This window comes from Pseudomonas sp. Yb2C2 (assembly GCF_052112325.1).
GTDB classification, from domain to species: Bacteria; Pseudomonadota; Gammaproteobacteria; order Pseudomonadales; family Pseudomonadaceae; genus Aquipseudomonas; species Aquipseudomonas marginalis.
This window is the reverse complement of sequence record NZ_JAVAJK010000008.1, coordinates 242,081-267,430: the sequence shown is the minus strand read 5'-3', so window position 1 is coordinate 267,430 and position 25,350 is coordinate 242,081. Positions and strand designations below refer to the sequence as shown.

32 protein-coding genes are annotated in these 25,350 nt (G+C 55.0%); all 32 read left to right on the top strand.

The window, feature by feature from the left end:
- The first annotated feature begins 50 nt into the window (after window positions 1-50).
- Window positions 51-4,124 (top strand): DNA-directed RNA polymerase subunit beta, encoded by a 4,074-nt coding sequence (gene rpoB, locus Q8X51_RS14035; protein ID WP_027605164.1) that lies wholly within the window; start codon window positions 51-53, stop codon window positions 4,122-4,124.
- A gap of 64 nt (window positions 4,125-4,188) precedes the next feature.
- A complete protein-coding gene (gene rpoC / locus Q8X51_RS14030; protein ID WP_065924112.1) occupies window positions 4,189-8,388 on the top strand; it encodes a DNA-directed RNA polymerase subunit beta' in 4,200 nt (1,399 codons plus the stop codon).
- Window positions 8,389-8,605: 217 nt separating this feature from the next.
- Entirely contained in the window at window positions 8,606-8,977 is a 372-nt protein-coding gene (gene rpsL, locus Q8X51_RS14025; RefSeq protein ID WP_002555494.1) for a 30S ribosomal protein S12, read from the top strand.
- 118 nt (window positions 8,978-9,095) lie between these two features.
- Window positions 9,096-9,566: a 30S ribosomal protein S7 gene (rpsG, locus tag Q8X51_RS14020; RefSeq protein ID WP_002555493.1), complete on the top strand. Its 471-nt coding sequence runs from the start codon at window positions 9,096-9,098 to the stop codon at window positions 9,564-9,566.
- Window positions 9,567-9,596: 30 nt separating this feature from the next.
- Window positions 9,597-11,702: an elongation factor G gene (fusA, locus tag Q8X51_RS14015; protein ID WP_003210087.1), complete on the top strand. Its 2,106-nt coding sequence runs from the start codon at window positions 9,597-9,599 to the stop codon at window positions 11,700-11,702.
- A 30-nt stretch (window positions 11,703-11,732) separates the two neighbouring features.
- Entirely contained in the window at window positions 11,733-12,926 is a 1,194-nt protein-coding gene (gene tuf, locus Q8X51_RS14010) for an elongation factor Tu (RefSeq protein WP_027605166.1), read from the top strand.
- A gap of 157 nt (window positions 12,927-13,083) precedes the next feature.
- A complete protein-coding gene (gene rpsJ, locus Q8X51_RS14005) occupies window positions 13,084-13,395 on the top strand; it encodes a 30S ribosomal protein S10 (protein ID WP_003186070.1) in 312 nt (103 codons plus the stop codon).
- Window positions 13,396-13,476: 81 nt separating this feature from the next.
- Window positions 13,477-14,112, top strand: a complete 636-nt coding sequence (gene rplC / locus Q8X51_RS14000) for a 50S ribosomal protein L3 (protein ID WP_007253310.1) — start codon at window positions 13,477-13,479, stop codon at window positions 14,110-14,112.
- A gap of 12 nt (window positions 14,113-14,124) precedes the next feature.
- On the top strand, window positions 14,125-14,727 hold the full coding sequence (gene rplD / locus Q8X51_RS13995; RefSeq protein ID WP_003176424.1) for a 50S ribosomal protein L4: 603 nt from the start codon (window positions 14,125-14,127) through the stop codon (window positions 14,725-14,727).
- Window positions 14,724-15,023 carry a 50S ribosomal protein L23 gene (rplW, locus tag Q8X51_RS13990; RefSeq protein WP_002555488.1) on the top strand — a complete coding sequence of 100 codons (300 nt, stop codon included), beginning with the start codon at window positions 14,724-14,726 and terminating at the stop codon, window positions 15,021-15,023. Before rplD ends, rplW begins: the two co-directional genes overlap by 4 nt.
- A gap of 14 nt (window positions 15,024-15,037) precedes the next feature.
- Window positions 15,038-15,862: a 50S ribosomal protein L2 gene (rplB, locus tag Q8X51_RS13985; protein WP_003210080.1), complete on the top strand. Its 825-nt coding sequence runs from the start codon at window positions 15,038-15,040 to the stop codon at window positions 15,860-15,862.
- A gap of 16 nt (window positions 15,863-15,878) precedes the next feature.
- Window positions 15,879-16,154, top strand: a complete 276-nt coding sequence (gene rpsS / locus Q8X51_RS13980) for a 30S ribosomal protein S19 (protein WP_003232420.1) — start codon at window positions 15,879-15,881, stop codon at window positions 16,152-16,154.
- A gap of 11 nt (window positions 16,155-16,165) precedes the next feature.
- Window positions 16,166-16,498 carry a 50S ribosomal protein L22 gene (rplV, locus tag Q8X51_RS13975; RefSeq protein WP_003103908.1) on the top strand — a complete coding sequence of 111 codons (333 nt, stop codon included), beginning with the start codon at window positions 16,166-16,168 and terminating at the stop codon, window positions 16,496-16,498.
- Between the two features lie 13 nt (window positions 16,499-16,511).
- Complete coding sequence (rpsC, locus tag Q8X51_RS13970; RefSeq protein WP_003176422.1) at window positions 16,512-17,198, top strand: 30S ribosomal protein S3; 687 nt, start codon at window positions 16,512-16,514, stop codon at window positions 17,196-17,198.
- Window positions 17,199-17,210: 12 nt separating this feature from the next.
- The gene (rplP, locus tag Q8X51_RS13965) at window positions 17,211-17,624 is read left to right on the top strand and encodes a 50S ribosomal protein L16 (protein WP_003232424.1); all 414 of its coding nucleotides are present in this window, start codon (window positions 17,211-17,213) and stop codon (window positions 17,622-17,624) included.
- The gene (rpmC, locus tag Q8X51_RS13960; protein ID WP_002555481.1) at window positions 17,624-17,815 is read left to right on the top strand and encodes a 50S ribosomal protein L29; all 192 of its coding nucleotides are present in this window, start codon (window positions 17,624-17,626) and stop codon (window positions 17,813-17,815) included. Before rplP ends, rpmC begins: the two co-directional genes overlap by 1 nt.
- Before the next feature lie 2 nt (window positions 17,816-17,817).
- Entirely contained in the window at window positions 17,818-18,084 is a 267-nt protein-coding gene (gene rpsQ, locus Q8X51_RS13955; RefSeq protein WP_003176419.1) for a 30S ribosomal protein S17, read from the top strand.
- A 23-nt stretch (window positions 18,085-18,107) separates the two neighbouring features.
- Window positions 18,108-18,476: a 50S ribosomal protein L14 gene (rplN, locus tag Q8X51_RS13950; RefSeq protein ID WP_002555479.1), complete on the top strand. Its 369-nt coding sequence runs from the start codon at window positions 18,108-18,110 to the stop codon at window positions 18,474-18,476.
- Between the two features lie 11 nt (window positions 18,477-18,487).
- Entirely contained in the window at window positions 18,488-18,802 is a 315-nt protein-coding gene (gene rplX, locus Q8X51_RS13945; protein ID WP_003176416.1) for a 50S ribosomal protein L24, read from the top strand.
- Window positions 18,803-18,824: 22 nt separating this feature from the next.
- A complete protein-coding gene (gene rplE / locus Q8X51_RS13940) occupies window positions 18,825-19,364 on the top strand; it encodes a 50S ribosomal protein L5 (protein ID WP_003194642.1) in 540 nt (179 codons plus the stop codon).
- Window positions 19,365-19,377: 13 nt separating this feature from the next.
- Window positions 19,378-19,683 carry a 30S ribosomal protein S14 gene (gene rpsN, locus Q8X51_RS13935; protein WP_003176414.1) on the top strand — a complete coding sequence of 102 codons (306 nt, stop codon included), beginning with the start codon at window positions 19,378-19,380 and terminating at the stop codon, window positions 19,681-19,683.
- Window positions 19,684-19,890: 207 nt separating this feature from the next.
- Complete coding sequence (gene rpsH / locus Q8X51_RS13930) at window positions 19,891-20,283, top strand: 30S ribosomal protein S8 (RefSeq protein WP_003176413.1); 393 nt, start codon at window positions 19,891-19,893, stop codon at window positions 20,281-20,283.
- Window positions 20,284-20,295: 12 nt separating this feature from the next.
- The gene (gene rplF / locus Q8X51_RS13925) at window positions 20,296-20,829 is read left to right on the top strand and encodes a 50S ribosomal protein L6 (RefSeq protein WP_003176412.1); all 534 of its coding nucleotides are present in this window, start codon (window positions 20,296-20,298) and stop codon (window positions 20,827-20,829) included.
- Between the two features lie 10 nt (window positions 20,830-20,839).
- Window positions 20,840-21,190 (top strand): 50S ribosomal protein L18, encoded by a 351-nt coding sequence (rplR, locus tag Q8X51_RS13920; RefSeq protein ID WP_003186037.1) that lies wholly within the window; start codon window positions 20,840-20,842, stop codon window positions 21,188-21,190.
- Window positions 21,191-21,193: 3 nt separating this feature from the next.
- Entirely contained in the window at window positions 21,194-21,694 is a 501-nt protein-coding gene (gene rpsE, locus Q8X51_RS13915) for a 30S ribosomal protein S5 (protein ID WP_003186035.1), read from the top strand.
- Window positions 21,695-21,696: 2 nt separating this feature from the next.
- Window positions 21,697-21,873 (top strand): 50S ribosomal protein L30, encoded by a 177-nt coding sequence (rpmD, locus tag Q8X51_RS13910; protein ID WP_003176408.1) that lies wholly within the window; start codon window positions 21,697-21,699, stop codon window positions 21,871-21,873.
- A gap of 3 nt (window positions 21,874-21,876) precedes the next feature.
- On the top strand, window positions 21,877-22,314 hold the full coding sequence (gene rplO, locus Q8X51_RS13905; protein ID WP_003176407.1) for a 50S ribosomal protein L15: 438 nt from the start codon (window positions 21,877-21,879) through the stop codon (window positions 22,312-22,314).
- A complete protein-coding gene (gene secY, locus Q8X51_RS13900; RefSeq protein WP_003176406.1) occupies window positions 22,315-23,643 on the top strand; it encodes a preprotein translocase subunit SecY in 1,329 nt (442 codons plus the stop codon). It abuts the gene before it with no gap.
- 27 nt (window positions 23,644-23,670) lie between these two features.
- Complete coding sequence (rpmJ, locus tag Q8X51_RS13895) at window positions 23,671-23,787, top strand: 50S ribosomal protein L36 (RefSeq protein ID WP_002555468.1); 117 nt, start codon at window positions 23,671-23,673, stop codon at window positions 23,785-23,787.
- 129 nt (window positions 23,788-23,916) lie between these two features.
- Window positions 23,917-24,273: a 30S ribosomal protein S13 gene (gene rpsM / locus Q8X51_RS13890; protein WP_024077676.1), complete on the top strand. Its 357-nt coding sequence runs from the start codon at window positions 23,917-23,919 to the stop codon at window positions 24,271-24,273.
- Between the two features lie 30 nt (window positions 24,274-24,303).
- Entirely contained in the window at window positions 24,304-24,693 is a 390-nt protein-coding gene (rpsK, locus tag Q8X51_RS13885; protein WP_002555466.1) for a 30S ribosomal protein S11, read from the top strand.
- A gap of 18 nt (window positions 24,694-24,711) precedes the next feature.
- Complete coding sequence (gene rpsD, locus Q8X51_RS13880; RefSeq protein WP_003176404.1) at window positions 24,712-25,332, top strand: 30S ribosomal protein S4; 621 nt, start codon at window positions 24,712-24,714, stop codon at window positions 25,330-25,332.
- Window positions 25,333-25,350 lie beyond the last annotated feature (18 nt).

The following is a 25,350-nucleotide window of genomic DNA, read 5'->3' as shown; positions in this document are numbered from 1 at the left end:
GCTCCCGTCGGGAGGGCCAAACAAGCAGGTGACCAAGCTGGGGAACGCTGATGGCTTACTCATATACTGAGAAAAAACGTATCCGCAAGGACTTTAGCAAGTTGCCGGACGTCATGGATGTCCCGTACCTTCTGGCTATCCAGCTGGATTCGTATCGTGAATTCTTGCAGGCGGGAGCGACCAAAGATCAGTTCCGCGACGTGGGCCTGCATGCGGCCTTCAAATCCGTTTTCCCGATCATCAGCTACTCCGGCAATGCTGCGCTGGAGTACGTCGGTTATCGCCTGGGCGAACCGGCATTTGATGTCAAAGAATGCGTGTTGCGCGGTGTTACGTACGCCGTACCTTTGCGGGTAAAAGTCCGTCTGATCATTTTCGACAAAGAGTCGTCGAACAAAGCGATCAAGGACATCAAAGAGCAAGAAGTCTACATGGGCGAAATCCCATTGATGACTGAGAACGGTACCTTCGTTATCAATGGTACCGAGCGTGTTATCGTTTCCCAGCTGCACCGTTCCCCGGGCGTGTTCTTCGATCACGACCGCGGCAAGACGCACAGCTCCGGCAAGCTCCTGTACTCCGCGCGGATCATTCCGTACCGCGGTTCGTGGTTGGACTTCGAGTTCGATCCGAAAGACTGCGTGTTCGTGCGTATCGACCGTCGTCGCAAGCTGCCGGCCTCGGTACTGCTGCGCGCGCTCGGTTACACCACTGAGCAAGTCCTGGATGCGTTCTACACCACCAACGTATTCAGCCTGAAGGATGAAACCCTCAAGCTGGAGCTGATCGCTTCGCGTCTGCGTGGTGAAATTGCTGTCCTGGACATTCAGGATGAAAAGGGCAAAGTCATCGTTGAGGCTGGTCGTCGTATCACTGCGCGCCACATCAACCAGATCGAAAAAGCGGGTATCAAAGAGCTGGAAGTTCCCCTGGACTATGTCCTGGGCCGTACTACCGCGAAGGTCATCGTTCACCCGGCTACAGGCGAAATCCTGGCTGAGTGCAACACCGAGCTGAACACCGAGATCCTGGCCAAAATTGCCAAGGCGCAGGTTGTTCGCATCGAGACCCTGTACACCAACGATATCGACTGTGGTCCGTTCGTCTCCGACACCCTGAAGATCGACTCCACCAGCAACCAATTGGAAGCGCTGGTAGAAATCTATCGCATGATGCGTCCTGGCGAGCCACCAACCAAAGACGCCGCAGAAACCCTGTTCAACAACCTGTTCTTCAGCCCTGAGCGCTACGACCTGTCTGCGGTCGGCCGGATGAAGTTCAACCGTCGTATCGGTCGCACCGAGATCGAAGGTTCGGGTGTGCTGTGCAAGGAAGACATCGTTGCGGTCTTGAAGACTCTGGTCGACATCCGTAACGGCAAAGGCATCGTCGATGACATCGACCACCTGGGTAACCGTCGTGTTCGCTGCGTAGGCGAAATGGCCGAGAACCAGTTCCGCGTTGGCCTGGTGCGTGTTGAGCGTGCGGTCAAAGAGCGTCTGTCGATGGCTGAAAGCGAAGGCCTGATGCCGCAAGACCTGATCAACGCCAAGCCAGTGGCTGCGGCGGTGAAAGAGTTCTTCGGTTCCAGCCAGCTCTCGCAGTTCATGGACCAGAACAACCCGCTTTCCGAGATCACCCACAAGCGCCGTGTTTCCGCACTGGGCCCGGGCGGTCTGACCCGTGAGCGTGCTGGCTTTGAAGTGCGTGACGTACACCCGACTCACTACGGTCGTGTATGCCCAATCGAAACGCCGGAAGGCCCGAACATCGGTTTGATCAACTCCCTGGCCGCCTATGCGCGCACCAACCAGTACGGCTTCCTTGAGAGCCCGTACCGTGTGGTGAAAGACGCCCTGGTCACCGATGAGATCGTGTTCCTGTCCGCCATCGAAGAAGCTGATCACGTGATCGCTCAGGCTTCGGCCACGATGAACGACAAGAAGGTCCTGATCGACGAGCTGGTGGCTGTTCGTCACCTGAACGAGTTCACCGTCAAGGCGCCGGAAGACGTCACCTTGATGGACGTATCGCCGAAGCAGGTAGTTTCGGTCGCAGCGTCGCTGATCCCGTTCCTGGAACACGATGACGCCAACCGTGCGTTGATGGGTTCCAACATGCAGCGTCAAGCTGTACCGACCCTGCGTGCCGACAAGCCGCTGGTAGGTACCGGCATGGAGCGTAACGTAGCCCGTGACTCCGGCGTTTGTGTCGTGGCTCGTCGTGGCGGCGTGATCGATTCCGTTGATGCCAGCCGTATCGTGGTTCGTGTTGCTGATGACGAAGTTGAAACGGGTGAAGCCGGTGTCGACATCTACAACCTGACCAAATACACCCGCTCGAACCAGAACACTTGCATCAACCAGCGTCCGCTGGTGCGCAAGGGTGATCGCGTTCAGCGTAGCGACATCATGGCTGACGGTCCGTCCACCGATATGGGTGAATTGGCTCTGGGTCAGAACATGCGCATCGCGTTCATGGCATGGAACGGCTTCAACTTCGAAGACTCCATCTGCCTGTCCGAGCGTGTGGTTCAAGAAGATCGCTTCACCACGATCCACATTCAGGAACTGACCTGTGTGGCGCGTGACACCAAGCTTGGGCCAGAGGAAATCACTGCAGACATCCCGAACGTGGGTGAAGCTGCACTGAACAAGCTGGACGAAGCCGGTATCGTTTACGTAGGTGCTGAAGTGGGTGCGGGCGACATCCTGGTTGGTAAGGTCACTCCGAAAGGCGAGACCCAACTGACTCCGGAAGAGAAGCTGCTGCGTGCCATTTTCGGTGAAAAAGCCAGCGACGTTAAAGACACCTCCCTGCGTGTACCTACCGGTACCAAGGGTACTGTCATCGACGTGCAGGTCTTCACCCGTGACGGCGTCGAGCGTGATGCTCGTGCACTGTCCATCGAGAAGACCCAGCTCGACGAGATCCGCAAGGACCTCAACGAAGAGTTCCGTATCGTTGAAGGCGCGACCTTCGAACGTCTGCGTTCCGCCCTGGTAGGCCACAAGGCTGAAGGCGGCGCAGGTCTGAAGAAAGGTCAGGACATCACCGACGAAATCCTCGACGGTCTTGAGCACGGCCAGTGGTTCAAACTGCGCATGGCTGAAGATGCTCTTAACGAGCAGCTCGAGAAGGCCCAGGCCTATATCGTTGATCGTCGCCGTCTGCTGGACGACAAGTTCGAAGACAAGAAGCGCAAACTGCAGCAGGGCGATGACCTGGCTCCAGGCGTGCTGAAAATCGTCAAGGTTTACCTGGCAATCCGTCGCCGCATCCAGCCGGGCGACAAGATGGCCGGTCGTCACGGTAACAAAGGTGTGGTCTCCGTGATCATGCCGGTTGAAGACATGCCGCACGATGCCAATGGCACCCCGGTCGACGTCGTCCTCAACCCGTTGGGCGTACCTTCGCGTATGAACGTTGGTCAGATCCTTGAAACCCACCTTGGCCTAGCGGCTAAAGGTCTGGGCGAGAAGATCAATCGTATGATCGAAGAGCAGCGCAAGGTTGCTGACCTGCGTAAGTTCCTGCACGAGATCTACAACGAGATCGGCGGTCGCAAGGAAGAGCTGGATACCTTCTCCGACCAGGAAATCCTGGATCTGGCGAAGAACCTGCGCGGTGGCGTTCCAATGGCTACCCCGGTGTTCGACGGTGCCAAGGAAAGCGAAATCAAGGCCATGCTGAAACTGGCAGACCTGCCAGAAAGCGGCCAGATGCAGCTGTTCGACGGCCGTACCGGCAACAAGTTCGAGCGCCCGGTTACTGTTGGCTACATGTACATGCTGAAGCTGAACCACTTGGTAGACGACAAGATGCACGCTCGTTCTACCGGTTCGTACAGCCTGGTTACCCAGCAGCCGCTGGGTGGTAAGGCTCAGTTCGGTGGTCAGCGTTTCGGGGAGATGGAGGTCTGGGCACTGGAAGCATACGGTGCCGCTTACACTCTGCAAGAAATGCTCACAGTGAAGTCGGACGATGTGAACGGTCGTACCAAGATGTACAAAAACATCGTGGATGGCGATCACCGTATGGAGCCGGGCATGCCCGAGTCCTTCAACGTGTTGATCAAAGAAATTCGTTCCCTCGGCATCGATATCGATCTGGAAACCGAATAACACGTGACGCGAATCGAGAGCGGGGCTGTTTAGCCCGCTCTCTGCTCCGCCAGGAGGAAAGGCCTTGAAAGACCTACTGAATTTGCTGAAAAACCAGGGTCAAGTCGAAGAGTTCGACGCCATCCGTATTGGATTGGCATCGCCTGAGATGATCCGTTCGTGGTCGTTCGGTGAAGTTAAAAAGCCGGAAACCATCAACTACCGTACGTTCAAACCTGAGCGTGACGGCCTGTTCTGCGCCAAGATCTTTGGCCCGGTAAAGGATTACGAGTGCCTGTGCGGTAAGTACAAGCGCTTGAAGCACCGTGGTGTGATCTGCGAGAAGTGTGGCGTTGAAGTTGCACTGGCCAAGGTTCGTCGTGAGCGCATGGCGCACATCGAGCTGGCTTCGCCGGTTGCCCACATCTGGTTCCTGAAATCGCTGCCGTCCCGTATCGGCTTGCTGATGGACATGACCCTGCGTGATATCGAACGCGTTCTCTACTTCGAGAGCTATGTCGTTATCGATCCAGGCATGACTACCCTTGAAAAAGGTCAGCTGCTGAACGACGAGCAGTACTTCGAGGCGTTGGAAGAGTTCGGTGATGATTTCGATGCCCGCATGGGTGCCGAAGCTGTCCGCGAACTGCTGCACGCTATCGACCTGGAGCACGAGATTGGTCGTCTGCGCGAAGAGATTCCGCAAACCAACTCCGAAACCAAGATCAAGAAGCTGTCCAAGCGTCTGAAGTTGATGGAAGCCTTCCAGGGTTCCGGCAACCTGCCAGAGTGGATGGTGCTGACCGTTCTGCCGGTTCTGCCGCCGGATCTGCGTCCGCTGGTGCCGTTGGATGGTGGTCGTTTCGCGACTTCCGACCTCAACGACCTGTACCGCCGTGTGATCAACCGTAACAACCGCTTGAAGCGCCTGCTCGATCTGTCCGCTCCGGACATCATCGTGCGCAACGAAAAGCGTATGTTGCAGGAAGCTGTCGATGCCCTGCTCGACAACGGTCGTCGTGGCCGCGCTATCACCGGTTCCAACAAGCGTCCTCTGAAATCCTTGGCTGACATGATCAAGGGTAAGCAAGGTCGTTTCCGTCAGAACTTGCTCGGTAAGCGTGTTGACTACTCTGGTCGTTCGGTAATTACCGTAGGCCCGACCCTGCGTCTGCACCAGTGCGGTCTGCCTAAGAAGATGGCACTTGAGCTGTTCAAGCCATTCATCTTCGGCAAGCTGGAAATGCGCGGTCTCGCGACCACCATCAAAGCGGCCAAGAAAATGGTCGAGCGCGAGCTGCCAGAGGTTTGGGACGTTCTCGCTGAAGTGATTCGCGAACACCCGGTTCTCCTCAACCGTGCACCGACCCTTCACCGTCTGGGTATCCAGGCGTTTGAACCGGTACTGATCGAAGGTAAGGCTATCCAGCTGCACCCTCTGGTCTGTGCTGCGTACAACGCCGACTTCGACGGCGACCAAATGGCCGTGCACGTACCGCTGACACTGGAAGCCCAGTTGGAAGCGCGTGCGTTGATGATGTCGACCAACAACATTCTGTCGCCAGCCAACGGTGAGCCAATCATCGTTCCGTCGCAGGACGTTGTATTGGGTCTGTACTACATGACCCGTGAGGCGATCAACGCCAAAGGCGAAGGTCGTGTGTTCGCTGACCTGCAGGAAGTTGACCGGGTGTTCCGTGCCGGCGAAGCCGCACTGCACGCCAAGGTCAAAGTGCGCATCAACGAAACTGTCAACGACCGTGATGGCGGCAGCGTGAGCGGCACCCGTATTGTCGACACCACCGTTGGCCGTGCGCTGTTGTACCAGGTTGTGCCAAAAGGCCTGTCGTACGACGTCGTCAACCTGCCGATGAAGAAAAAGGCGATCTCCAAGCTGATCAACCAATGCTATCGCGTGGTTGGTCTGAAAGAGACCGTGATCTTCGCTGACCAGTTGATGTACACCGGTTTTGCCTATTCGACCATTTCCGGCGTTTCCATCGGTGTTAACGACTTCGTTATTCCTGATGAAAAAGCCCGCATCATCAGTGCTGCTACTGATGAAGTGAAAGAGATCGAAAGCCAGTACGCCTCGGGCCTGGTAACACAGGGCGAGAAGTACAACAAAGTGATCGACCTTTGGTCCAAGGCCAACGACGAAGTGTCCAAGGCGATGATGGCCAACCTCTCGAAAGAGAAGGTCATCGACCGTCACGGCGACGAAGTTGACCAAGAGTCCTTCAACTCGATGTACATGATGGCCGACTCGGGCGCACGGGGTTCTGCTGCGCAGATCCGTCAGCTCGCCGGTATGCGTGGCCTGATGGCCAAGCCGGACGGCTCCATCATCGAAACGCCGATTACTGCGAACTTCCGTGAAGGTTTGAGCGTACTCCAGTACTTCATCTCTACTCACGGTGCTCGGAAAGGTCTGGCGGATACCGCGTTGAAAACCGCTAACTCCGGTTACCTGACGCGTCGTCTGGTAGACGTTGCGCAAGATCTGGTTGTCACCGAGATCGACTGCGGCACCGAGCACGGCCTGCTGATGACTCCGCACATTGAAGGCGGTGACGTTGTAGAGCCGCTGGGTGAGCGCGTACTGGGTCGTGTTATTGCCCGTGACGTATTCAAGCCAGGTACCGAGGAAGTTATCGTTCCTGCCGGCACTCTGGTTGACGAGAAGTGGGTCGAGTTCATCGAACTCAACAGCATCGACGAAGTAATCGTTCGCTCGCCGATCAGCTGCGAAACCCGCTACGGCATTTGCGCCAAGTGCTACGGCCGTGACTTGGCTCGTGGTCACCAGGTGAACATCGGTGAAGCGGTCGGCGTTATTGCTGCCCAGTCCATCGGTGAGCCGGGTACCCAGCTGACCATGCGTACGTTCCACATTGGTGGTGCGGCAAGCCGGACCTCCGCAGCCGACAGCGTTCAGGTGAAGAATGGCGGTACTGTCCGCCTGCACAACCTGAAGCACGTTGAGCGAGTGGATGGTCACCTGGTTGCTGTGTCGCGTTCCGGTGAGCTGGCAATCGCTGATGACTACGGTCGTGAGCGTGAGCGCTACAAGCTGCCGTACGGTGCTGTGATTTCGGTTAAAGAAGGTGACAAGGTCGACGCTGGCGCAATCGTGGCCAAGTGGGATCCGCACACTCACCCAATCGTTACCGAAATGAAAGGTACCGTGACCTACGTGGGCATGGAAGAAGGCATCACGATCAAGCGTCAGACTGACGAATTGACCGGTATGACCAACATTGAAGTACTCGACGCGAAAGATCGTCCAGCTGCCGGTAAAGACATCCGTCCTGCCGTGAAGATGGTCGATGACAACGGCAAGGATCTGTTGCTGCCAGGCACTGACGTAATCGCTCAGTACTTCCTGCCAGCCAACGCCCTGGTCGGTGTAGCGGATGGTGCGAAGATCGCGATCGGTGATGTTATCGCGCGTATCCCGCAAGAAACTTCGAAGACCCGTGACATCACCGGTGGTTTGCCGCGTGTTGCCGACTTGTTCGAAGCTCGTCGTCCGAAAGAAGCGTCGATTCTGGCTGAAGTCAGCGGCACTATCGCGTTCGGTAAAGAAACCAAGGGCAAGCGCCGTCTGGTTATTACCCCGAACGACGGTACCGATCCGTACGAAGAGCTGATTCCAAAGTGGCGTCACCTGAACGTGTTCGAAGGCGAACAGGTAAACCGCGGCGAAGTGATCTCCGACGGCCCGAGCGATCCACACGACATCCTGCGTCTGCTGGGTGTGAGTGCGCTGGCCAAGTACATCGTTAACGAGATCCAGGACGTTTACCGCCTGCAAGGCGTGAAGATCAACGATAAGCACATCGAGACCATCCTGCGTCAGATGCTGCGTAAAGTTGAGATCGCTGAATCCGGCGATTCCAGTTTCATCAAGGGCGACCAGATGGAACTGACTCACGTGCTGGTGGAAAACGAGCGTCTGGCTGGCGACGAGAAATTCGTTTCCAAGTTCACTCGCGTACTGCTGGGTATCACCAAGGCGTCGTTGTCCACTGAGTCGTTCATCTCGGCGGCCTCCTTCCAGGAGACCACTCGCGTACTGACCGAAGCAGCGGTAACCGGCAAGCGCGATTACCTGCGCGGCCTGAAAGAGAACGTGGTCGTGGGTCGTCTGATCCCGGCTGGTACCGGTTTGGCCTATCACAGCGAGCGTAAGCGTCGCCGTGATGCTGACAAGCCGTTGCGCGTAAGCGCCAGTGAAGTGGAAGCCGCACTGACCGAAGCGCTGAACTCAAGCGGTAACTGAGTTCTGCGGTAAATAAGTCTGGGCCCTGGCAGCCCCCATTCGTCGGATCAAGGCAAATTTGCCCGGCTTCGACGGGAGGGGAGGTCGGGGCCTTGCCTTGACTGGGGGCAAGATCCTCTTTAGACTCTTGTACCCCTAAATTTGGCGGGAATTCGTTCCTGCCATTTTGCTTTTCTTGCAAGACAATAGCGTCGCAAGACAACAGTGGAGCTAGTAGATGGCAACTATCAACCAGCTGGTACGTCAGCCGCGTAAGCGTATCGTCGAGAAATCCGACGTGCCTGCGCTGCAGAACTGCCCGCAACGTCGTGGCGTATGCACCCGTGTGTATACCACCACGCCGAAAAAACCTAACTCGGCACTGCGTAAAGTATGCCGTGTGCGCCTGACCAACGGTTTCGAGGTTTCCTCGTACATCGGCGGTGAAGGCCACAACCTGCAAGAGCACAGCGTGGTACTGATCCGTGGCGGTCGTGTAAAAGACTTGCCAGGTGTTCGTTATCACACCGTACGCGGCTCCTTGGATACTTCCGGCGTTAAAGGTCGTAACCAGGGTCGTTCGAAGTACGGTACCAAGAAGCCTAAGTAGTAGCGGCTTTTTGTAAAACTGAATCATCTTATTTTCTGAGTCGATAAGAGTAAGGTCGGAGGCGTCCCGAAAGGGCACCGATTCCGAGCGAACCTGAAGACCGTTTGAGGGCTTATCCATGCCAAGAAGACGCGTAGCAGCCAAGCGCGAAGTGCTTGACGATCCAAAATACGGAAGCCAAATTCTGGCCAAGTTCATGAACCACGTGATGGAAAGCGGCAAGAAAGCCGTTGCCGAGCGTATCGTTTATGGCGCGCTGGAAAAGGTTAAAGAACGCAAGAACAGCGACCCCCTGGAAATCTTCGAGAAAGCTCTCGACGCCATCGCTCCGCTGGTCGAAGTGAAGTCGCGCCGTGTAGGCGGTGCTACTTACCAGGTTCCGGTCGAAGTTCGTCCGTCCCGTCGTAACGCTCTGGCAATGCGCTGGTTGGTAGACTTCGCCCGTAAGCGCGGCGAGAAGTCTATGGCTCTGCGTTTGGCCGGCGAACTGTTGGACGCTGCTGAAGGTAAAGGTGCTGCTGTTAAGAAGCGTGAAGACGTGCACCGTATGGCTGAAGCTAACAAAGCTTTCTCGCACTACCGCTTCTAATCTTAGCTTCACTAATTTTGCGAGGGCTTTATGGCTCGTACTACTCCGATTAGCCGCTACCGTAACATCGGTATCGTTGCTCACGTGGATGCTGGTAAAACCACTACGACCGAGCGCGTACTGTTTTACACCGGCAAAAGTCACAAAATGGGCGAGGTGCATGATGGCGCCGCGACCACAGACTGGATGGTTCAGGAGCAGGAGCGTGGTATTACCATTACTTCTGCTGCTATTACCGCCTTCTGGAAAGGTTCCGAGAAGCAGTACAAAGATGAGCACCGCTTCAACGTTATCGATACCCCAGGCCACGTAGACTTCACTATTGAAGTTGAACGTTCCCTGCGCGTACTCGACGGCGCTGTCGTTGTGTTCTGCGGTACCTCGGGTGTCGAGCCTCAGTCGGAAACCGTATGGCGTCAAGCCAACAAATACGGCGTTCCACGTCTTGTTTATGTAAACAAGATGGACCGTGCTGGTGCCAACTTCCTGCGCGTGATCGGTCAGATCAAGCAGCGTCTGGGTCATACTCCGGTGCCAATCCAATTGGCTATCGGTTCCGAAGACAACTTCCAGGGTCAGATCGATCTGATCAACATGGAAGCGGTCTACTGGAATGACGCTGACAAAGGTATGGTTCCTGTTCGCAAGCCTATCCCTGCAGAATTGCAGGAACTGGCTGACGAGTGGCGCAACAACATGGTTGAGGCTGCCGCCGAAGCCAGCGAAGAGCTGATGAACAAGTACCTCGAAGGTGAAGAACTCACCAACGTGGAAATCAAGGCCGCTCTGCGTCAGCGTACTATCGCTGGTGAGATCGTCTTGGCTGTTTGCGGTTCTTCCTTCAAGAACAAGGGTGTTCCCCTGGTTCTCGACGCCGTGATCGACTATCTGCCTGCTCCAACCGACATTCCTGCTATCAAGGGTACCAACCCTGATAACGAGGAAGAAGAGATGGAGCGTCATGCTGACGACAGCGAGCCGTTCTCGGCTCTGGCGTTCAAGATCGCTACCGACCCATTCGTGGGTACTCTGACCTTCGTCCGCGTTTACTCGGGCGTGTTGGCCTCCGGCGACGGCGTGATCAACTCGGTCAAAGGCAAGAAAGAGCGTGTGGGTCGTATGGTGCAAATGCACGCAAACGCCCGTGAAGAGATCAAGGAAGTGCGCGCTGGTGACATCGCGGCCTTGATCGGCATGAAGGACGTCACCACTGGTGAGACTTTGTGCGACGCTGCCAAGCCAATCATCCTGGTTCGCATGGACTTCCCGGAGCCGGTTATTTCGGTTGCCGTTGAGCCTAAGACCAAGGATGACCAGGAAAAAATGGGTATCGCTCTGGGCAAGCTTGCTCAGGAAGATCCATCTTTCCGCGTCAAAACTGATGAAGAGACTGGTCAAACGATCATCTCTGGCATGGGCGAGTTGCACCTGGACATCCTGGTTGACCGGATGCGCCGTGAGTTCAACGTCGAAGCCAACATCGGTAAGCCTCAGGTTTCCTATCGTGAGCGCATCACGAAGAACTGCGAAATCGAAGGCAAGTTCGTTCGTCAGTCCGGCGGTCGTGGTCAGTTCGGTCACTGCTGGATCCGTTTTGCTCCTGCTGACGAAGGTCAGGAAGGTCTGCAATTCGTGAACGAAGTAGTGGGTGGTGTTGTTCCTAAGGAATACATCCCTGCTATCCAGAAGGGTATCGAAGAGCAGATGAAGAACGGTGTTGTTGCCGGCTATCCGCTGATCGGCCTGAAAGCAACCGTTTTTGACGGTTCTTACCACGACGTCGACTCCAACGAGATGGCGTTTAAGGTGGCTGCTTCCATGGCAACCAAGCAACTGGCCCAGAAGGGCGGTGGTGAGTTGCTTGAGCCAATCATGGCGGTAGAAGTTGTTACACCTGAAGACTATATGGGTGATGTCATGGGCGACCTTAACCGTCGTCGCGGCATGATCTTGGGTATGGAAGACACGGTTTCCGGCAAGGTGATTCGCGCCGAGGTTCCGTTGGGTGAGATGTTCGGTTATGCGACCGACGTTCGCTCCATGTCCCAGGGTCGCGCAAGCTACTCTATGGAATTCAAAAAATACAACACAGCTCCGGCGCACATCGCTGAAACTGTATCCAAAAAACAAGGCTGATTCAGTCCTTTAGGCAAGGAGTTAATTGTCGTGGCTAAAGAAAAATTTGATCGTTCCCTACCGCACGTCAACGTTGGCACTATCGGTCACGTTGACCACGGTAAAACCACTCTGACCGCAGCTCTGACTCGCGTCTGCTCCGAGGTTTTCGGTTCTGCAGTCGTTGATTTCGATAAAATCGACAGCGCTCCAGAAGAAAAAGCTCGTGGTATCACCATCAACACCGCGCACGTCGAGTACAACTCGAAGATCCGTCACTACGCTCACGTTGACTGCCCAGGTCACGCTGACTATGTGAAGAACATGATCACTGGTGCTGCCCAGATGGACGGCGCGATCCTGGTTTGCTCGGCCGCTGATGGTCCGATGCCACAAACCCGTGAGCACATCCTGCTGTCCCGTCAGGTAGGCGTTCCGTACATCGTGGTTTTCCTGAACAAGGCTGACCTGGTAGACGACGCTGAGCTGCTGGAACTGGTTGAGATGGAAGTGCGCGATCTGCTGAGCACTTACGACTTCCCAGGCGACGACACTCCGATCATCATCGGTTCCGCTCGTATGGCGCTGGAAGGCAAAGACGATAACGAAATGGGCACCACTGCCGTTCGTAAACTGGTTGAAACCCTGGACAGCTACATCCCAGAACCAGTTCGTCTGACCGACAAGCCGTTCCTGATGCCAATCGAAGACGTATTCTCGATCTCCGGTCGTGGTACTGTTGTGACTGGTCGTATCGAGCGCGGTATCGTTCGCGTTCAAGATGCGCTGGAAATCGTTGGTCTGCGTGACACTACCAACACTGTCTGCACTGGTGTTGAAATGTTCCGCAAGCTGCTCGACGAAGGTCGTGCTGGCGAGAACTGCGGCGTTCTGCTGCGTGGTACCAAGCGTGACGACGTTGAGCGTGGCCAGGTTCTGGTTAAGCCAGGTTCGGTTAAGCCGCACACCAAGTTCACCGCAGAAGTTTACGTTCTGAGCAAGGAAGAAGGCGGTCGTCACACTCCGTTCTTCAAAGGCTACCGTCCACAGTTCTACTTCCGTACTACTGACGTGACTGGTAACTGCCAGCTGCCAGAAGGCGTTGAAATGGTAATGCCAGGCGATAACATCCAAATGGAAGTTACCCTGATCAAGACCATCGCAATGGAAGACGGTCTGCGCTTCGCTATCCGTGAAGGCGGCCGTACCGTTGGTGCTGGTGTTGTAGCTAAAATCATCGAGTAAGCGTCTCTTCTGAGATAGCTTCGATGCTTTGAAAAGCCCCCGCTCAGCGGGGGCTTTTTTATTGGGTTGACACCTATCTAGGGCGTCTATAGAATTGCGCCTCCTTTTAACGGGCGTATTGCGCTCGCTGGGAATAGCAGCCGGAGTCTGAAATCCAATGCAAAATCAGCAAATCCGTATCAGGTTGAAGGCTTTTGACCATCGCCTGATCGACCAATCCACCCAGGAAATCGTGGAAACCGCGAAACGTACTGGTGCTCAAGTGCGTGGTCCAATTCCACTGCCTACCCGTAAAGAGCGGTTCACCGTTCTGGTCTCCCCGCACGTCAACAAAGACGCGCGTGACCAGTACGAGATCCGTACTCATAAGCGCGTACTGGACATCGTCCAGCCAACGGATAAAACCGTTGATGCTCTTATGAAGCTTGATCTGGCGGCCGGTGTGGAAGTACAGATCAGCCTCGGCTAAGACTTGGGTCTTAGTCGTGTAACGCTCTGAAATGGGCGGCCATAGCGGGTGAAAGCCCCGTACACTCATGAGGTTTACAACATGACTATTGGTGTAGTCGGTCGTAAATGCGGTATGACCCGTATTTTCACCGAAGAAGGTGTCTCCATTCCGGTTACGGTCATTGAGATCGAGCCGAATCGCGTCACCCAGTTCAAAACTGAAGAAACCGATGGCTATCGTGCAGTGCAAGTCACTGTCGGCGAGCGTCGCGCTTCGCGTGTGACTGCTGCTCAAGCAGGTCACTTCGCTAAAGCAAACGTTGCAGCTGGTCGTACTGTCATGGAGTTCCGTCTTGAAGAAGGCGACTACCAGGCTGGCGATCTGATCAACGCTGAAATCTTCGCCGCTGGTCAACTGGTTGATGTAACCGGTCAGTCCAAGGGTAAAGGCTTCCAGGGTACGATCAAGCGTTGGAATTTCCGTGGTCAAGACAACACTCACGGTAACTCCGTTTCCCACCGCGTCCCGGGCTCTATTGGCCAGTGCCAGACTCCTGGTCGTGTATTCAAGGGCAAAAAAATGTCCGGTCATATGGGCGCTGAGCGCGTGACCGTGCAGTCCCTCGAAGTAGTGCGCGTCGACGCTGAACGCAATCTGTTGTTGGTCAAGGGTGCTGTTCCTGGCGCTACTGGCGGCAACCTGGTTGTACGTCCAGCGGCCAAGGCTCGCGGTTAAGGGGAAGCTGACATGCAATTAAATGTAAATGACGCTCAAGCGATCGAAGTTTCCGAACTGACATTTGGCGGCGAATTCAACGAGACGCTGGTTCACCAAGCAGTCGTGGCCTACATGGCCGGCGGCCGTCAAGGTAGCAAGCAGCAAAAGACCCGTTCCGACGTTCGTGGTGGCGGTAAGCGCCCTTGGCGTCAGAAAGGTACTGGCCGTGCTCGTGCCGGTACTATCCGTAGCCCAATCTGGCGCGGCGGCGGTACCACTTTCGCAGCTCGTCCGCAGGATCACTCTCAGAAGCTCAACAAGAAGATGTATCGCGCAGCACTGCGCTCCATCCTTGCTGAACTCGTGCGTACTGATCGCCTGGTCGTGGTTCAGGACTTCGCTGTTGAAAGTCCAAAAACCAAAGATCTGCTGGGCAAACTGAACAACATGAGCCTGACCGACGTTTTGATCGTGTCTGAAGCTGTTGATCAGAACCTGTACCTGGCTGCTCGTAACCTGCCACACGTTGATGTACGTGACGTGCAAGGTTCCGATCCAGTTAGTCTGATCGCATACGACAAGGTGTTGATCACCGTGTCGGCCGTGAAGAAATTCGAGGAGCTGCTGGGATGAACCAGGAACGCGTATTTAAAGTTCTGCTTGGCCCGCACGTTTCCGAAAAGGCTACGGTTCTGGCTGACAAGAAAGGCCAGTTCGTTTTCAAGGTTGCAACTGACGCAACCAAGCTGGAAATCAAGAAGGCCGTCGAAAGCCTGTTCAGCGTGAAAGTTGAGCGTGTTACTACCCTGAATGTTCTGGGTAAGAGCAAGCGCACTGCTCGCGGTCTGGGCAAGCGTAATGACTGGAAGAAGGCAGTTATCTCCCTTCAGCCAGGCCAAGATCTCGATTTCAGCAGCAGTGCTGAGTAAGGAAGGGGTGCATCATGGCAATCGTTAAATGCAAACCGACTTCCCCTGGCCGCCGTTTTGTGGTCAAGGTGGTCAACCAGGAGCTGCATAAAGGCGCTCCTCACGCACCGCTGCTCGAGAAGAAATCGAAGACTGGTGGTCGTAACAACAATGGTCGTATTACCACTCGTCACATTGGTGGTGGCCATAAGCAGCATTATCGTCTGGTCGACTTCCGTCGCAACGACAAAGATGGCATCGCTGCCACTGTCGAGCGTATCGAATACGATCCAAACCGTACTGCTCACATCGCTCTGCTGCTGTACGCAGATGGCGAGCGCCGCTACATCATCGCGCCTAAAGGCGTGAGTGCTGGCGACCAGCTGATCGCAGGTGCCCTGGCACCGATCAAGCCGGGCAACGCTCTGCAACTGCGTAACATTCCAGTTGGTAGCACCGTACACGGCATCGAATTGAAGCCAGGTAAAGGCGCGCAAATCGCTCGTTCCGCTGGTGCTTCGGCTCAGCTGATCGCTCGTGAAGGTGTCTACGTGACCCTGCGTCTGCGTTCTGGTGAGATGCGTAAAGTGCTGGCTGAATGCCGTGCGACCCTGGGTGAAGTCTCGAACTCCGAGCACAGCCTGCGTTCGCTGGGTAAAGCTGGTGCCAAACGCTGGCGTGGCGTTCGCCCAACCGTTCGTGGTGTTGCCATGAACCCGGTTGACCACCCACACGGTGGTGGTGAAGGTCGTACCTCTGGTGGTCGTCATCCGGTATCGCCATGGGGCTTCCCGACTAAGGGCGCGAAGACTCGTGGTAATAAGCGTACCGACAAAATGATCGTCCGTCGTCGCAAGTAAATAGAGGGATACGACAGTGCCACGTTCTCTGAAAAAAGGTCCTTTTATTGATCTTCACCTACTGAAGAAGATCGAAGTGGCGGCGGAAAAGAACGATCGCAAACCAGTTAAGACCTGGTCGCGTCGTTCGATGATCCTGCCACAAATGGTCGGTCTGACCATCGCTGTACACAACGGTCGTCTGCACGTCCCAGTTCTCGTTAACGAAGACATGGTCGGCCACAAACTAGGCGAGTTTGCCGGTACCCGCACTTATCGTGGGCACGTGGCAGACAAGAAAGCCAAGCGTTAAGGGGTAAGGAAATGGAAGTAGCCGCTAAGTTGTCGGGCGCTCGAATCTCCGCCCAGAAAGCCCGCTTGGTCGCCGACCAGATCCGCGGGAAGAAGGTGGGCGAAGCGCTCAACCTGTTGGCTTTCAGCAGTAAGAAAGCCGCCGAGATCATGAAGAAAGTGCTGGAGTCGGCCGTAGCCAACGCCGAGCATAACGAAGGCGCAGACGTTGATGACCTGAAGGTCAGCACCGTTTTCGTCAACGAAGGGCGTTCGCTGAAGCGCATCATGCCACGTGCCAAAGGCCGTGCTGATCGCATCGTCAAGCGGTCTTGCCATATCACTGTCAAGGTTGCTGACAAGTAACGGAGTCGAAGAGATGGGTCAGAAAGTACATCCCATTGGCATTCGCCTGGGAATCGTCAAGGAGCACACCTCCGTCTGGTACGCAGACGGTCGGACTTATGCGGACTATTTGTTCGCTGATCTGAAGGTGCGTGAGTATCTCCAAGACAAACTAAAAAGCGCGTCCGTAAGCCGTATCGATATCCATCGTCCGGCGCAAACTGCACGTATCACCATCCACACCGCTCGTCCAGGTATCGTTATCGGGAAGAAAGGTGAAGATGTTGAGAAACTGCGTCAGGACCTGACCAAGCAAATGGGTGTGCCTGTGCACATCAATATCGAAGAGATCCGCAAGCCGGAGCTCGACGGTATGCTGGTTGCGCAGAGCGTAGCTCAGCAGCTGGAGCGTCGCGTAATGTTCCGTCGCGCTATGAAGCGCGCCGTACAGAACGCCATGCGCATTGGTGCCAAAGGCATCAAAATCCAAGTGAGCGGTCGTCTCGGCGGTGCTGAAATCGCACGTACTGAATGGTATCGCGAAGGTCGTGTGCCACTGCACACCCTGCGTGCCGACATCGACTATGCCAACTACGAAGCTCACACCACTTACGGTGTGATCGGTGTAAAGGTTTGGATCTTCAAAGGCGAAGTAATTGGTGGTCGCCAAGAAGAACTGAAACCACAAGCACCAGCGCCTCGTAAAAAAGCTGCTAAGTAAGGGGTACGCCAAATGTTGCAACCAAAGCGTACGAAGTTCCGCAAGCAGATGACAGGCCACAACCGTGGTCTGGCTCAGCGCGGTAGCAAAGTCAGCTTCGGCGAGTTCGCGCTGAAGTCTGTAGCTCGTGGTCGTCTCACCGCTCGTCAGATCGAGTCAGCGCGTCGTGCACTGACCCGTCACGTTAAACGTGGCGGCAAGATCTGGATCCGTGTATTCCCGGACAAGCCGATCTCCAAAAAGCCTCTCGAGGTTCGGATGGGTAAAGGTAAGGGTAACGTGGAATACTGGGTAGCCCAGATTCAGCCAGGCAAAGTCCTGTATGAAATCGAGGGTGTAACTGAAGAGCTGGCGCGTGAGGCTTTTGCCCTGGCTGCTGCAAAGCTGCCGCTCGCCACCGCCTTTGTTAAACGGACGGTGATGTGATGAAAGCGAATGAACTTCGTGAAAAATCCGCACAGCAGCTGAACGAGCAACTGCTCGGCCTGCTGCGCGACCAGTTCAATCTGCGCATGCAGAAAGCAACTGGCCAGTTGGGGCAGTCTCATCTGCTCTCGCAAGTTAAGCGTGACATCGCTCGCGTGAAGACTGTGCTCAACCAGCAGGCAGGTAAGTGATCATGGCTGAAGCCGAAAAGACTGTCCGTACGCTGACTGGCCGTGTTGTCAGCGACAAGATGGACAAAACCATCACCGTTTTGATCGAGCGTCGCGTTAAGCACCCGATCTACGGTAAATATGTTAAGCGTTCGACTAAGCTGCACGCGCACGACGAAACCAACCAGTGCCACATCGGCGACAAAGTCACTATTCGTGAAACTCGTCCGCTGGCCAAGACCAAGTCTTGGGCATTGGTTGATGTTCTCGAACGCGCTGTGGAAGTCTAAGGACTAGGGGTCGGAGAAATTATATGATTCAGACTCAATCCATGCTCGATGTGGCCGATAACAGCGGCGCTCGCCGTGTTATGTGCATCAAGGTGCTGGGTGGCTCCCATCGTCGTTACGCTGGTATCGGTGACATCATCAAAGTTACCGTCAAGGAAGCAATTCCTCGCGGTAAAGTGAAAAAAGGCCAAGTGATGACTGCTGTTGTAGTCCGCACTCGTCACGGCGTACGTCGTGCAGATGGCTCCATTATCCGCTTTGATGGCAACGCTGCTGTTCTTCTGAACAACAAGCAAGAGCCGATCGGCACCCGTATCTTTGGGCCAGTGACCCGTGAACTTCGTACTGAGAAGTTCATGAAGATCGTCTCGCTCGCCCCAGAAGTGCTGTAAGGAGATCCGACATGCAAAAGATTCGTCGTGACGACGAGATCATCGTGATCGCCGGCAAAGACAAAGGTAAGCGCGGTAAGGTGCTTAAGGTTCTCGCTAATAACCGTCTGGTTATCGGTGGTCTGAACCTGGTCAAGCGTCATACCAAGCCTAACCCGATGTCGGGCGTGCAGGGCGGTATCGTCGAGAAAGAAGCTCCGCTGGACGCTTCTAACGTCGCCATCTTCAACGGCGAAACCAACAAGGCTGACCGCGTTGGTTTCAAAGTAGAAGACGGTAAGAAAATTCGTGTCTTCAAGTCGACCCAAAAAGCGGTTGATGCTTGAACACTGCTAGGTAGATTAGACCATGGCACGACTACAAGAGATTTACCGGAAGGAAATCGCCCCTAAGCTTAAGGAAGAACTTAAGCTTGGGAACGTGATGGAAGTTCCGCGCGTTACCAAAATCACCCTGAACATGGGTCTGGGCGAAGCGATCGGTGACAAAAAAGTCATCGAGCACGCTGTTGCTGACCTGGAAAAGATCACCGGCCAGAAAGTCGTTGTGACCTACGCTCGCAAATCCATCGCTGGCTTTAAAGTCCGTGAAGGTTGGCCGATCGGCGTCAAAGTGACTCTGCGCCGTGAGCGTATGTACGAATTCCTGGATCGTCTGCTGTCGATCTCCCTGCCTCGGGTTCGCGACTTCCGCGGCCTGAATGCCAAGTCCTTCGATGGTCGTGGTAACTACAGCATGGGCGTGAAAGAGCAGATCATCTTCCCGGAAATCGACTACGACAAGATCGATGCTCTCCGCGGTCTGGACATCACCCTGACCACCACTGCCAAGAACGATGATGAAGGTCGCGCCCTGTTGCGTGCTTTCAAATTCCCGTTCCGCAACTGATTGGAGTAGGACCATGGCCAAGATGAGCATGAAAAACCGCGAGCTGAAGCGTCAGCTCACGGTTGCCAAGTACGCCAAGAAGCGTGCAGCACTGAAAGCAATCATCGTTGATCTGAACGCAAGTCCAGAAGCGCGTTGGGAAGCTACAGTTGCCCTGCAGAAGCAGCCACGTGACGCAAGCGCTTCGCGCATGCGTAACCGCTGCCGCCTGACCGGTCGTCCACACGGCGTTTACCGCAAGTTCGGCCTCGGCCGTAACAAACTGCGTGAAGCGGCAATGCGTGGTGACGTACCAGGTCTGGTTAAAGCCAGCTGGTAAGTACTTTCAGCGTCCAGGTGGTCCGAATCGAAAGATACTGACCGCCGGTGACCCTGAATCTGGAACAAGCCCCTTTTGGGGCTTGTTTCATTTCCGGAGTGTGTCTAAAATACGCGGCTCGCCTGAGCCCGTGTTTTTTTACCCGGAGATTCTCAGCGACATATGTAGCCGCAAGGCTAATTTTTTTGTATTAGGAGCGTCTAGCCCATGAGTATGCAGGACCCGTTAGCGGACATGCTAACTCGTATCCGTAATGCCCAGATGGCTGAAAAGTCCGTCGTAAGCATGCCATCTTCCAAGTTGAAGGTTGCTGTTGCCAAAGTCCTGAAAGACGAAGGCTACATTGCGGGTTATCAGATCAGCAGCGAAATCAAACCACTGCTGTCCATCGAGCTGAAGTACTTCGAAGGCCGTTCGGTCATCGAGGAAGTGAAGCGCGTTAGCCGTCCAGGCCTGCGTCAGTACAAGTCCGCTGAAGATCTGCCGAAAGTTCGTGGCGGTCTGGGCGTGTCTATCGTCTCCACCAACAAAGGTGTGATGACGGATCGTGCTGCGCGCGCTGCCGGTGTCGGCGGCGAAGTTCTTTGCACTGTGTTCTAAGGGGGGATAAGCATGTCTCGCGTCGCTAAGAACCCCGTTAAGCTGCCAGCCGGTGTCGAAGTCAAATTCGCAGGCCAACAGCTTTCGGTGAAGGGTGCCAAGGGCACTCTTGAACTGAATATCCATTCGTCCGTTGAGATCGTTGAAGAAGCTGGTGAGCTGCGTTTCGCTGCTCGCAATGGCGATCAACAAACTCGCGCAATGGCTGGTACCACGCGTGCGTTGGTAAACAACATGGTCCAAGGCGTAAGCCAAGGCTTCGAGCGTAAGCTCCAGCTGGTCGGTGTTGGTTACAAAGCGCAAGCAAAAGGCACGGTTTTGAACCTGGCCCTTGGCTTCTCGCACCCAGTGGATTACGAACTGCCGGAAGGCATCACCGCTGAGACTCCTAGCCAGACCGATATCCTGATCAAGGGCATCGATAAGCAACTGGTAGGTCAAGTGGCTGCTGAGATCCGCGACTTCCGTCCACCAGAGCCGTACAAAGGCAAAGGTGTGCGCTACGCGGACGAAGTCGTCCGTCGTAAAGAAGCCAAGAAGAAGTAGGGCATAGCAAATGACCGACAAAAAAGTTACTCGACTGCGTCGCGCTCGCAAAGCACGCCTGAAAATGCACGAACTCGAAGTCGTGCGTCTCTGCGTGTTCCGCTCGTCGCAGCACATCTACGCCCAGGTCATCTCGGCCGACGGCAACAAAGTCCTGGCCAGCGCCTCGACTTTGGATAAAGAACTGCGTGATGGTGCCACTGGCAACATCGACGCGGCCACAAAGGTTGGCCAGCTGGTCGCTACGCGTGCTAAGGCCGCTGGCGTCTCGCAAGTGGCTTTCGACCGCTCTGGCTTCAAGTACCACGGCCGCGTTAAAGCGCTGGCTGATGCTGCTCGTGAAGCTGGGCTGGAGTTCTAAGTTATGTCAAATAACGACCAAAAGCGCGACGAAGGCTACATTGAGAAGCTGGTTCAAGTTAACCGCGTAGCCAAAACCGTTAAAGGCGGCCGTATCTTCACTTTCACCGCGTTGACCGTGGTGGGTGATGGTAAAGGGCGTGTTGGCTTCGGCCGTGGCAAGTCACGTGAAGTGCCTGCTGCGATCCAGAAGGCAATGGAAGCTGCTCGTCGCAACATGATCCAAGTTGATCTGAACGGCACCACGCTGCAGTACGCAATGAAGTCCGCTCATGGCGCTTCGAAGGTGTACATGCAGCCTGCTTCTGAAGGTACCGGTATCATCGCTGGCGGCGCTATGCGTGCTGTCCTCGAGGTTGCTGGTGTTCAGAACGTTCTGGCCAAGTGCTATGGCTCGACTAACCCGGTAAACGTGGTTCACGCCACTTTCAAGGGTTTGAAAGCTATGCAATCTCCTGAATCCATTGCCGCCAAGCGTGGCAAAAGCGTCAAGGAGATCTTCTGATCATGGCTACCGTTAAAGTAACGCTGATCAAAAGCATGACCGGCCGCATCCCTAACCACAAATTGTGCGTTAAGGGTTTGGGTCTGCGTCGCATCGGTCACACTGTAGAAGTCCAGGATACTCCCGAGAATCGCGGGATGATCAACAAGGCTTACTACATGCTGCGTGTCGAGGGTTAATCGATGAAACTCAATGATCTGAGTCCAGCGCCGGGTTCCCGTCGCGAAAAGCATCGTCCGGGCCGTGGTATCGGTAGCGGTTTGGGTAAGACTGGTGGCCGCGGCCACAAAGGTCAAACCTCCCGCTCCGGTGGCACCATTGCTCCAGGCTTTGAAGGCGGTCAACAGCCGCTGCATCGTCGCCTGCCTAAGTTCGGCTTCGTTTCCCTGAAGGCCATGGACCGCGCAGAAGTGCGTCTGTCCGAGCTGGCTAAAGTGGAAGGCGACATCGTTACTGTGCAGACCCTGAAAGATGCCAACGTGATCAACGTCAACGTACAGCGTGTGAAAATCATGCTGTCCGGTGAAGTGACTCGCGCTGTCACTATCGGCAAGGGAATCGGCGCCACCAAAGGTGCGCGTTCGGCTATCGAAGCAGCTGGCGGCAAGTTCGAGGAATAAATGGCTAAGCAAGGTGCTCTCTCAGCGCTCGGCAAAGGCGGTATGTCTGAACTTTGGGCTCGTCTGCGTTTTCTGTTCCTGGCGATTATCGTCTACCGAATAGGCGCACACATCCCGGTTCCAGGTATCAACCCGGACCGACTCGCAGACCTGTTTCGACAGAATGAGGGGACCATTCTTAGCTTGTTCAACATGTTTTCTGGCGGTGCGCTGGAACGGATGAGCATTTTTGCACTGGGGATCATGCCGTACATCTCGGCATCGATCATCATGCAGCTGATGACCGCCGTCAGCCCGCAGCTGGAGCAGTTGAAGAAGGAAGGTGAAGCTGGCCGTCGCAAGATTAGCCAGTACACCCGCTACGGCACTGTCATCCTCGCCCTGGTTCAGGCTATCGGCATGTCCGTTGGCCTGGCGGGGCAGGGTGTTGCGTTCACTGGTGACTTTGGCTTCCATTTCGTCGCGGTATCCACGTTTGTGGCTGGTGCGATGTTCATGATGTGGCTGGGTGAGCAGATTACTGAGCGTGGTGTTGGTAACGGTATCTCGATGTTGATTTTCGCAGGTATCGTCGCCGGTCTTCCGAGAGCAATCGGGCAGTCTTTCGAGTCTGCACGTCAGGGTGATATCAATATCTTCGCCCTGGTTGCCATCGGTTTGCTGGCAGTAGCGATTATCGGTTTTGTGGTGTTCATTGAGCGTGGCCAGCGTCGTATTGCTGTTCACTACGCCAAGCGTCAGCAGGGCCGTAAGGTTTTTGCTGCGCAGACCAGCCACTTGCCGCTGAAAGTGAATATGGCCGGTGTTATTCCGGCAATTTTCGCGAGCAGCATTTTGCTGTTTCCGGCTTCGTTGGGTACCTGGTTTGGTCAGTCTGAAAATATGGGCTGGCTGCAGGACCTCTCTCAGTCGATCGCTCCTGGTCAGCCGTTGAATATTCTGCTGTTTAGTGCAGGGATTATTTTCTTCTGCTTCTTCTATACGGCGTTGATGTTCAATCCGAAAGACGTAGCGGAAAACCTGAAGAAGTCCGGTGCCTTTATTCCGGGTATTCGTCCAGGTGAGCAGTCGGCACGCTACATTGATGGCGTTCTGACTCGTTTGACCCTGTTCGGTGCTCTATATATGACGGCCGTGTGCTTGTTGCCCCAGTTCCTGGTGGTTGCAGCAAACGTTCCGTTCTACCTTGGCGGGACCTCGTTGCTGATCGTGGTCGTGGTTGTGATGGACTTCATGTCCCAAGTACAATCGCACCTCGTTTCGCACCAGTACGAATCCCTGATGAAGAAAGCCAACCTGAAGGGTTACGGCAGCGGCATGTTGCGCTGAGTACCCATAAGGTTCGAGGAGTTGGTGATGAAAGTTCGTGCATCGGTGAAAAAGCTGTGCCGTAACTGCAAGATTATTCGCCGCGAAGGTGTTGTTCGAGTAATTTGCAGCGCGGAACCGCGTCACAAACAGCGCCAAGGCTGAGTGTGATCCGCTTGAAGCCCGGCAGCTAGTGCGCTGCCGGGTTGATTATTTGTTATTACAGCGATATTATCTCGCGCCCTATTTCTTGGCTTCCGGGGCGTAGGTAGCTGTCAATTGGAGTCCCACTGAATGGCCCGTATTGCAGGCGTTAACATTCCAGATAACAAGCACACTGTTATCTCGCTGACCTACATCTATGGTGTTGGTCGCACTACTGCGCAGAAAATTTGCGCAGTTGCTGGGGTAAACCCAGCCGCTAAGATCAAGGATCTGAGCGACGAGCAGATTGAATTGCTGCGTGGCGAAGTGGCGAAGTTCACCACTGAAGGTGACCTGCGTCGCGAAATCAACATGAAAATCAAGCGTTTGATGGACCTCGGTTGCTATCGCGGTCTGCGTCATCGTCGTGGTCTTCCAGTACGCGGTCAGCGTACCAAGACTAACGCGCGTACCCGTAAAGGTCCGCGTAAGCCGATCCGCAAGTAATCGCCCCAGCGAATCGACAGGAAAATTATCATGGCAAAACCTGCTGCTCGTCCTCGTAAAAAAGTTAAAAAGACAGTGGTTGATGGCATCGCCCACATCCATGCATCTTTTAACAACACCATCGTGACCATCACCGACCGTCAAGGTAACGCGCTTTCTTGGGCTACCTCCGGTGGTTCGGGTTTCCGCGGTTCCCGCAAGTCCACCCCGTTTGCTGCTCAAGTAGCTGCTGAACGTGCTGGTCAAGCTGCGCTGGAATATGGCCTGAAAAACCTCGACGTTAACGTCAAAGGTCCAGGTCCAGGTCGTGAGTCTGCTGTCCGTGCTTTGAACGGCTGTGGCTATAAGATCGCCAGCATCACCGACGTGACGCCAATCCCGCACAACGGGTGCCGTCCGCCGAAGAAGCGCCGCGTGTAATCCAGGAGATTGTAAAGAATGGCTCGTTACATTGGTCCAAAATGCAAACTCGCTCGTCGCGAAGGCACCGATCTCTTCCTGAAGAGCGGCGTGCGCGCGATCGAATCGAAGTGCAACATTGAAGCAGCACCTGGTATCCACGGCCAACGCCGCGGTCGCCAGTCCGATTACGGCACCCAACTGCGTGAAAAGCAGAAGGTCCGCCGTATCTACGGCGTTCTCGAGCGTCAGTTCAGCGGCTACTACAAAGAAGCTGCTGGCAAGAAAGGTGCAACCGGTGAAAACCTGCTGCAACTGCTCGAATGCCGTCTGGACAACGTTGTATACCGTATGGGCTTTGGTTCGACTCGTGCCGAATCCCGTCAGCTGGTATCGCACAAGTCGATCAGCGTTAACGGTCAGACCGTAAACGTTCCGTCCTACCAGGTTCGTGCTGGTGACGTGGTCGCAGTTCGCGAGAAAGCAAAAAACCAACTTCGCATTGTCCAAGCTCTCGATCTGTGTGCCCAACGTGGCCGCGTAGAATGGGTAGAAGTAGACACTGAGAAGAAGTCGGGCGTTTTCAAGAACGTTCCTGCTCGCAGTGATCTGTCCGCCGACATCAACGAAAGCCTGATTGTCGAGCTCTACTCCAAGTAAGGGCTAGAAAATAGGTGC

What these genes read in the sequence shown, in the direction of transcription:
- rpoB (WP_027605164.1), top strand. Translation starts at nt 51, where the DNA reads ATGGCTTACTCATATACTGAGAAAAAACGTATCCGCAAGGACTTTAGC.
- rpsL (WP_002555494.1), top strand. Translation starts at nt 8,606, where the DNA reads ATGGCAACTATCAACCAGCTGGTACGTCAGCCGCGTAAGCGTATCGTC.
- rpsG (WP_002555493.1), top strand. Translation starts at nt 9,096, where the DNA reads ATGCCAAGAAGACGCGTAGCAGCCAAGCGCGAAGTGCTTGACGATCCA.
- fusA (WP_003210087.1), top strand. Translation starts at nt 9,597, where the DNA reads ATGGCTCGTACTACTCCGATTAGCCGCTACCGTAACATCGGTATCGTT.
- rpsJ (WP_003186070.1), top strand. Translation starts at nt 13,084, where the DNA reads ATGCAAAATCAGCAAATCCGTATCAGGTTGAAGGCTTTTGACCATCGC.
- rplC (WP_007253310.1), top strand. Translation starts at nt 13,477, where the DNA reads ATGACTATTGGTGTAGTCGGTCGTAAATGCGGTATGACCCGTATTTTC.
- rplD (WP_003176424.1), top strand. Translation starts at nt 14,125, where the DNA reads ATGCAATTAAATGTAAATGACGCTCAAGCGATCGAAGTTTCCGAACTG.
- rplW (WP_002555488.1), top strand. Translation starts at nt 14,724, where the DNA reads ATGAACCAGGAACGCGTATTTAAAGTTCTGCTTGGCCCGCACGTTTCC.
- rplB (WP_003210080.1), top strand. Translation starts at nt 15,038, where the DNA reads ATGGCAATCGTTAAATGCAAACCGACTTCCCCTGGCCGCCGTTTTGTG.
- rplV (WP_003103908.1), top strand. Translation starts at nt 16,166, where the DNA reads ATGGAAGTAGCCGCTAAGTTGTCGGGCGCTCGAATCTCCGCCCAGAAA.
- rpsC (WP_003176422.1), top strand. Translation starts at nt 16,512, where the DNA reads ATGGGTCAGAAAGTACATCCCATTGGCATTCGCCTGGGAATCGTCAAG.
- rplP (WP_003232424.1), top strand. Translation starts at nt 17,211, where the DNA reads ATGTTGCAACCAAAGCGTACGAAGTTCCGCAAGCAGATGACAGGCCAC.
- rpmC (WP_002555481.1), top strand. Translation starts at nt 17,624, where the DNA reads ATGAAAGCGAATGAACTTCGTGAAAAATCCGCACAGCAGCTGAACGAG.
- rpsQ (WP_003176419.1), top strand. Translation starts at nt 17,818, where the DNA reads ATGGCTGAAGCCGAAAAGACTGTCCGTACGCTGACTGGCCGTGTTGTC.
- rplN (WP_002555479.1), top strand. Translation starts at nt 18,108, where the DNA reads ATGATTCAGACTCAATCCATGCTCGATGTGGCCGATAACAGCGGCGCT.
- rplX (WP_003176416.1), top strand. Translation starts at nt 18,488, where the DNA reads ATGCAAAAGATTCGTCGTGACGACGAGATCATCGTGATCGCCGGCAAA.
- rplE (WP_003194642.1), top strand. Translation starts at nt 18,825, where the DNA reads ATGGCACGACTACAAGAGATTTACCGGAAGGAAATCGCCCCTAAGCTT.
- rpsN (WP_003176414.1), top strand. Translation starts at nt 19,378, where the DNA reads ATGGCCAAGATGAGCATGAAAAACCGCGAGCTGAAGCGTCAGCTCACG.
- rpsH (WP_003176413.1), top strand. Translation starts at nt 19,891, where the DNA reads ATGAGTATGCAGGACCCGTTAGCGGACATGCTAACTCGTATCCGTAAT.
- rplF (WP_003176412.1), top strand. Translation starts at nt 20,296, where the DNA reads ATGTCTCGCGTCGCTAAGAACCCCGTTAAGCTGCCAGCCGGTGTCGAA.
- rplR (WP_003186037.1), top strand. Translation starts at nt 20,840, where the DNA reads ATGACCGACAAAAAAGTTACTCGACTGCGTCGCGCTCGCAAAGCACGC.
- rpsE (WP_003186035.1), top strand. Translation starts at nt 21,194, where the DNA reads ATGTCAAATAACGACCAAAAGCGCGACGAAGGCTACATTGAGAAGCTG.
- rpmD (WP_003176408.1), top strand. Translation starts at nt 21,697, where the DNA reads ATGGCTACCGTTAAAGTAACGCTGATCAAAAGCATGACCGGCCGCATC.
- rplO (WP_003176407.1), top strand. Translation starts at nt 21,877, where the DNA reads ATGAAACTCAATGATCTGAGTCCAGCGCCGGGTTCCCGTCGCGAAAAG.
- secY (WP_003176406.1), top strand. Translation starts at nt 22,315, where the DNA reads ATGGCTAAGCAAGGTGCTCTCTCAGCGCTCGGCAAAGGCGGTATGTCT.
- rpmJ (WP_002555468.1), top strand. Translation starts at nt 23,671, where the DNA reads ATGAAAGTTCGTGCATCGGTGAAAAAGCTGTGCCGTAACTGCAAGATT.
- rpsM (WP_024077676.1), top strand. Translation starts at nt 23,917, where the DNA reads ATGGCCCGTATTGCAGGCGTTAACATTCCAGATAACAAGCACACTGTT.
- rpsK (WP_002555466.1), top strand. Translation starts at nt 24,304, where the DNA reads ATGGCAAAACCTGCTGCTCGTCCTCGTAAAAAAGTTAAAAAGACAGTG.
- rpsD (WP_003176404.1), top strand. Translation starts at nt 24,712, where the DNA reads ATGGCTCGTTACATTGGTCCAAAATGCAAACTCGCTCGTCGCGAAGGC.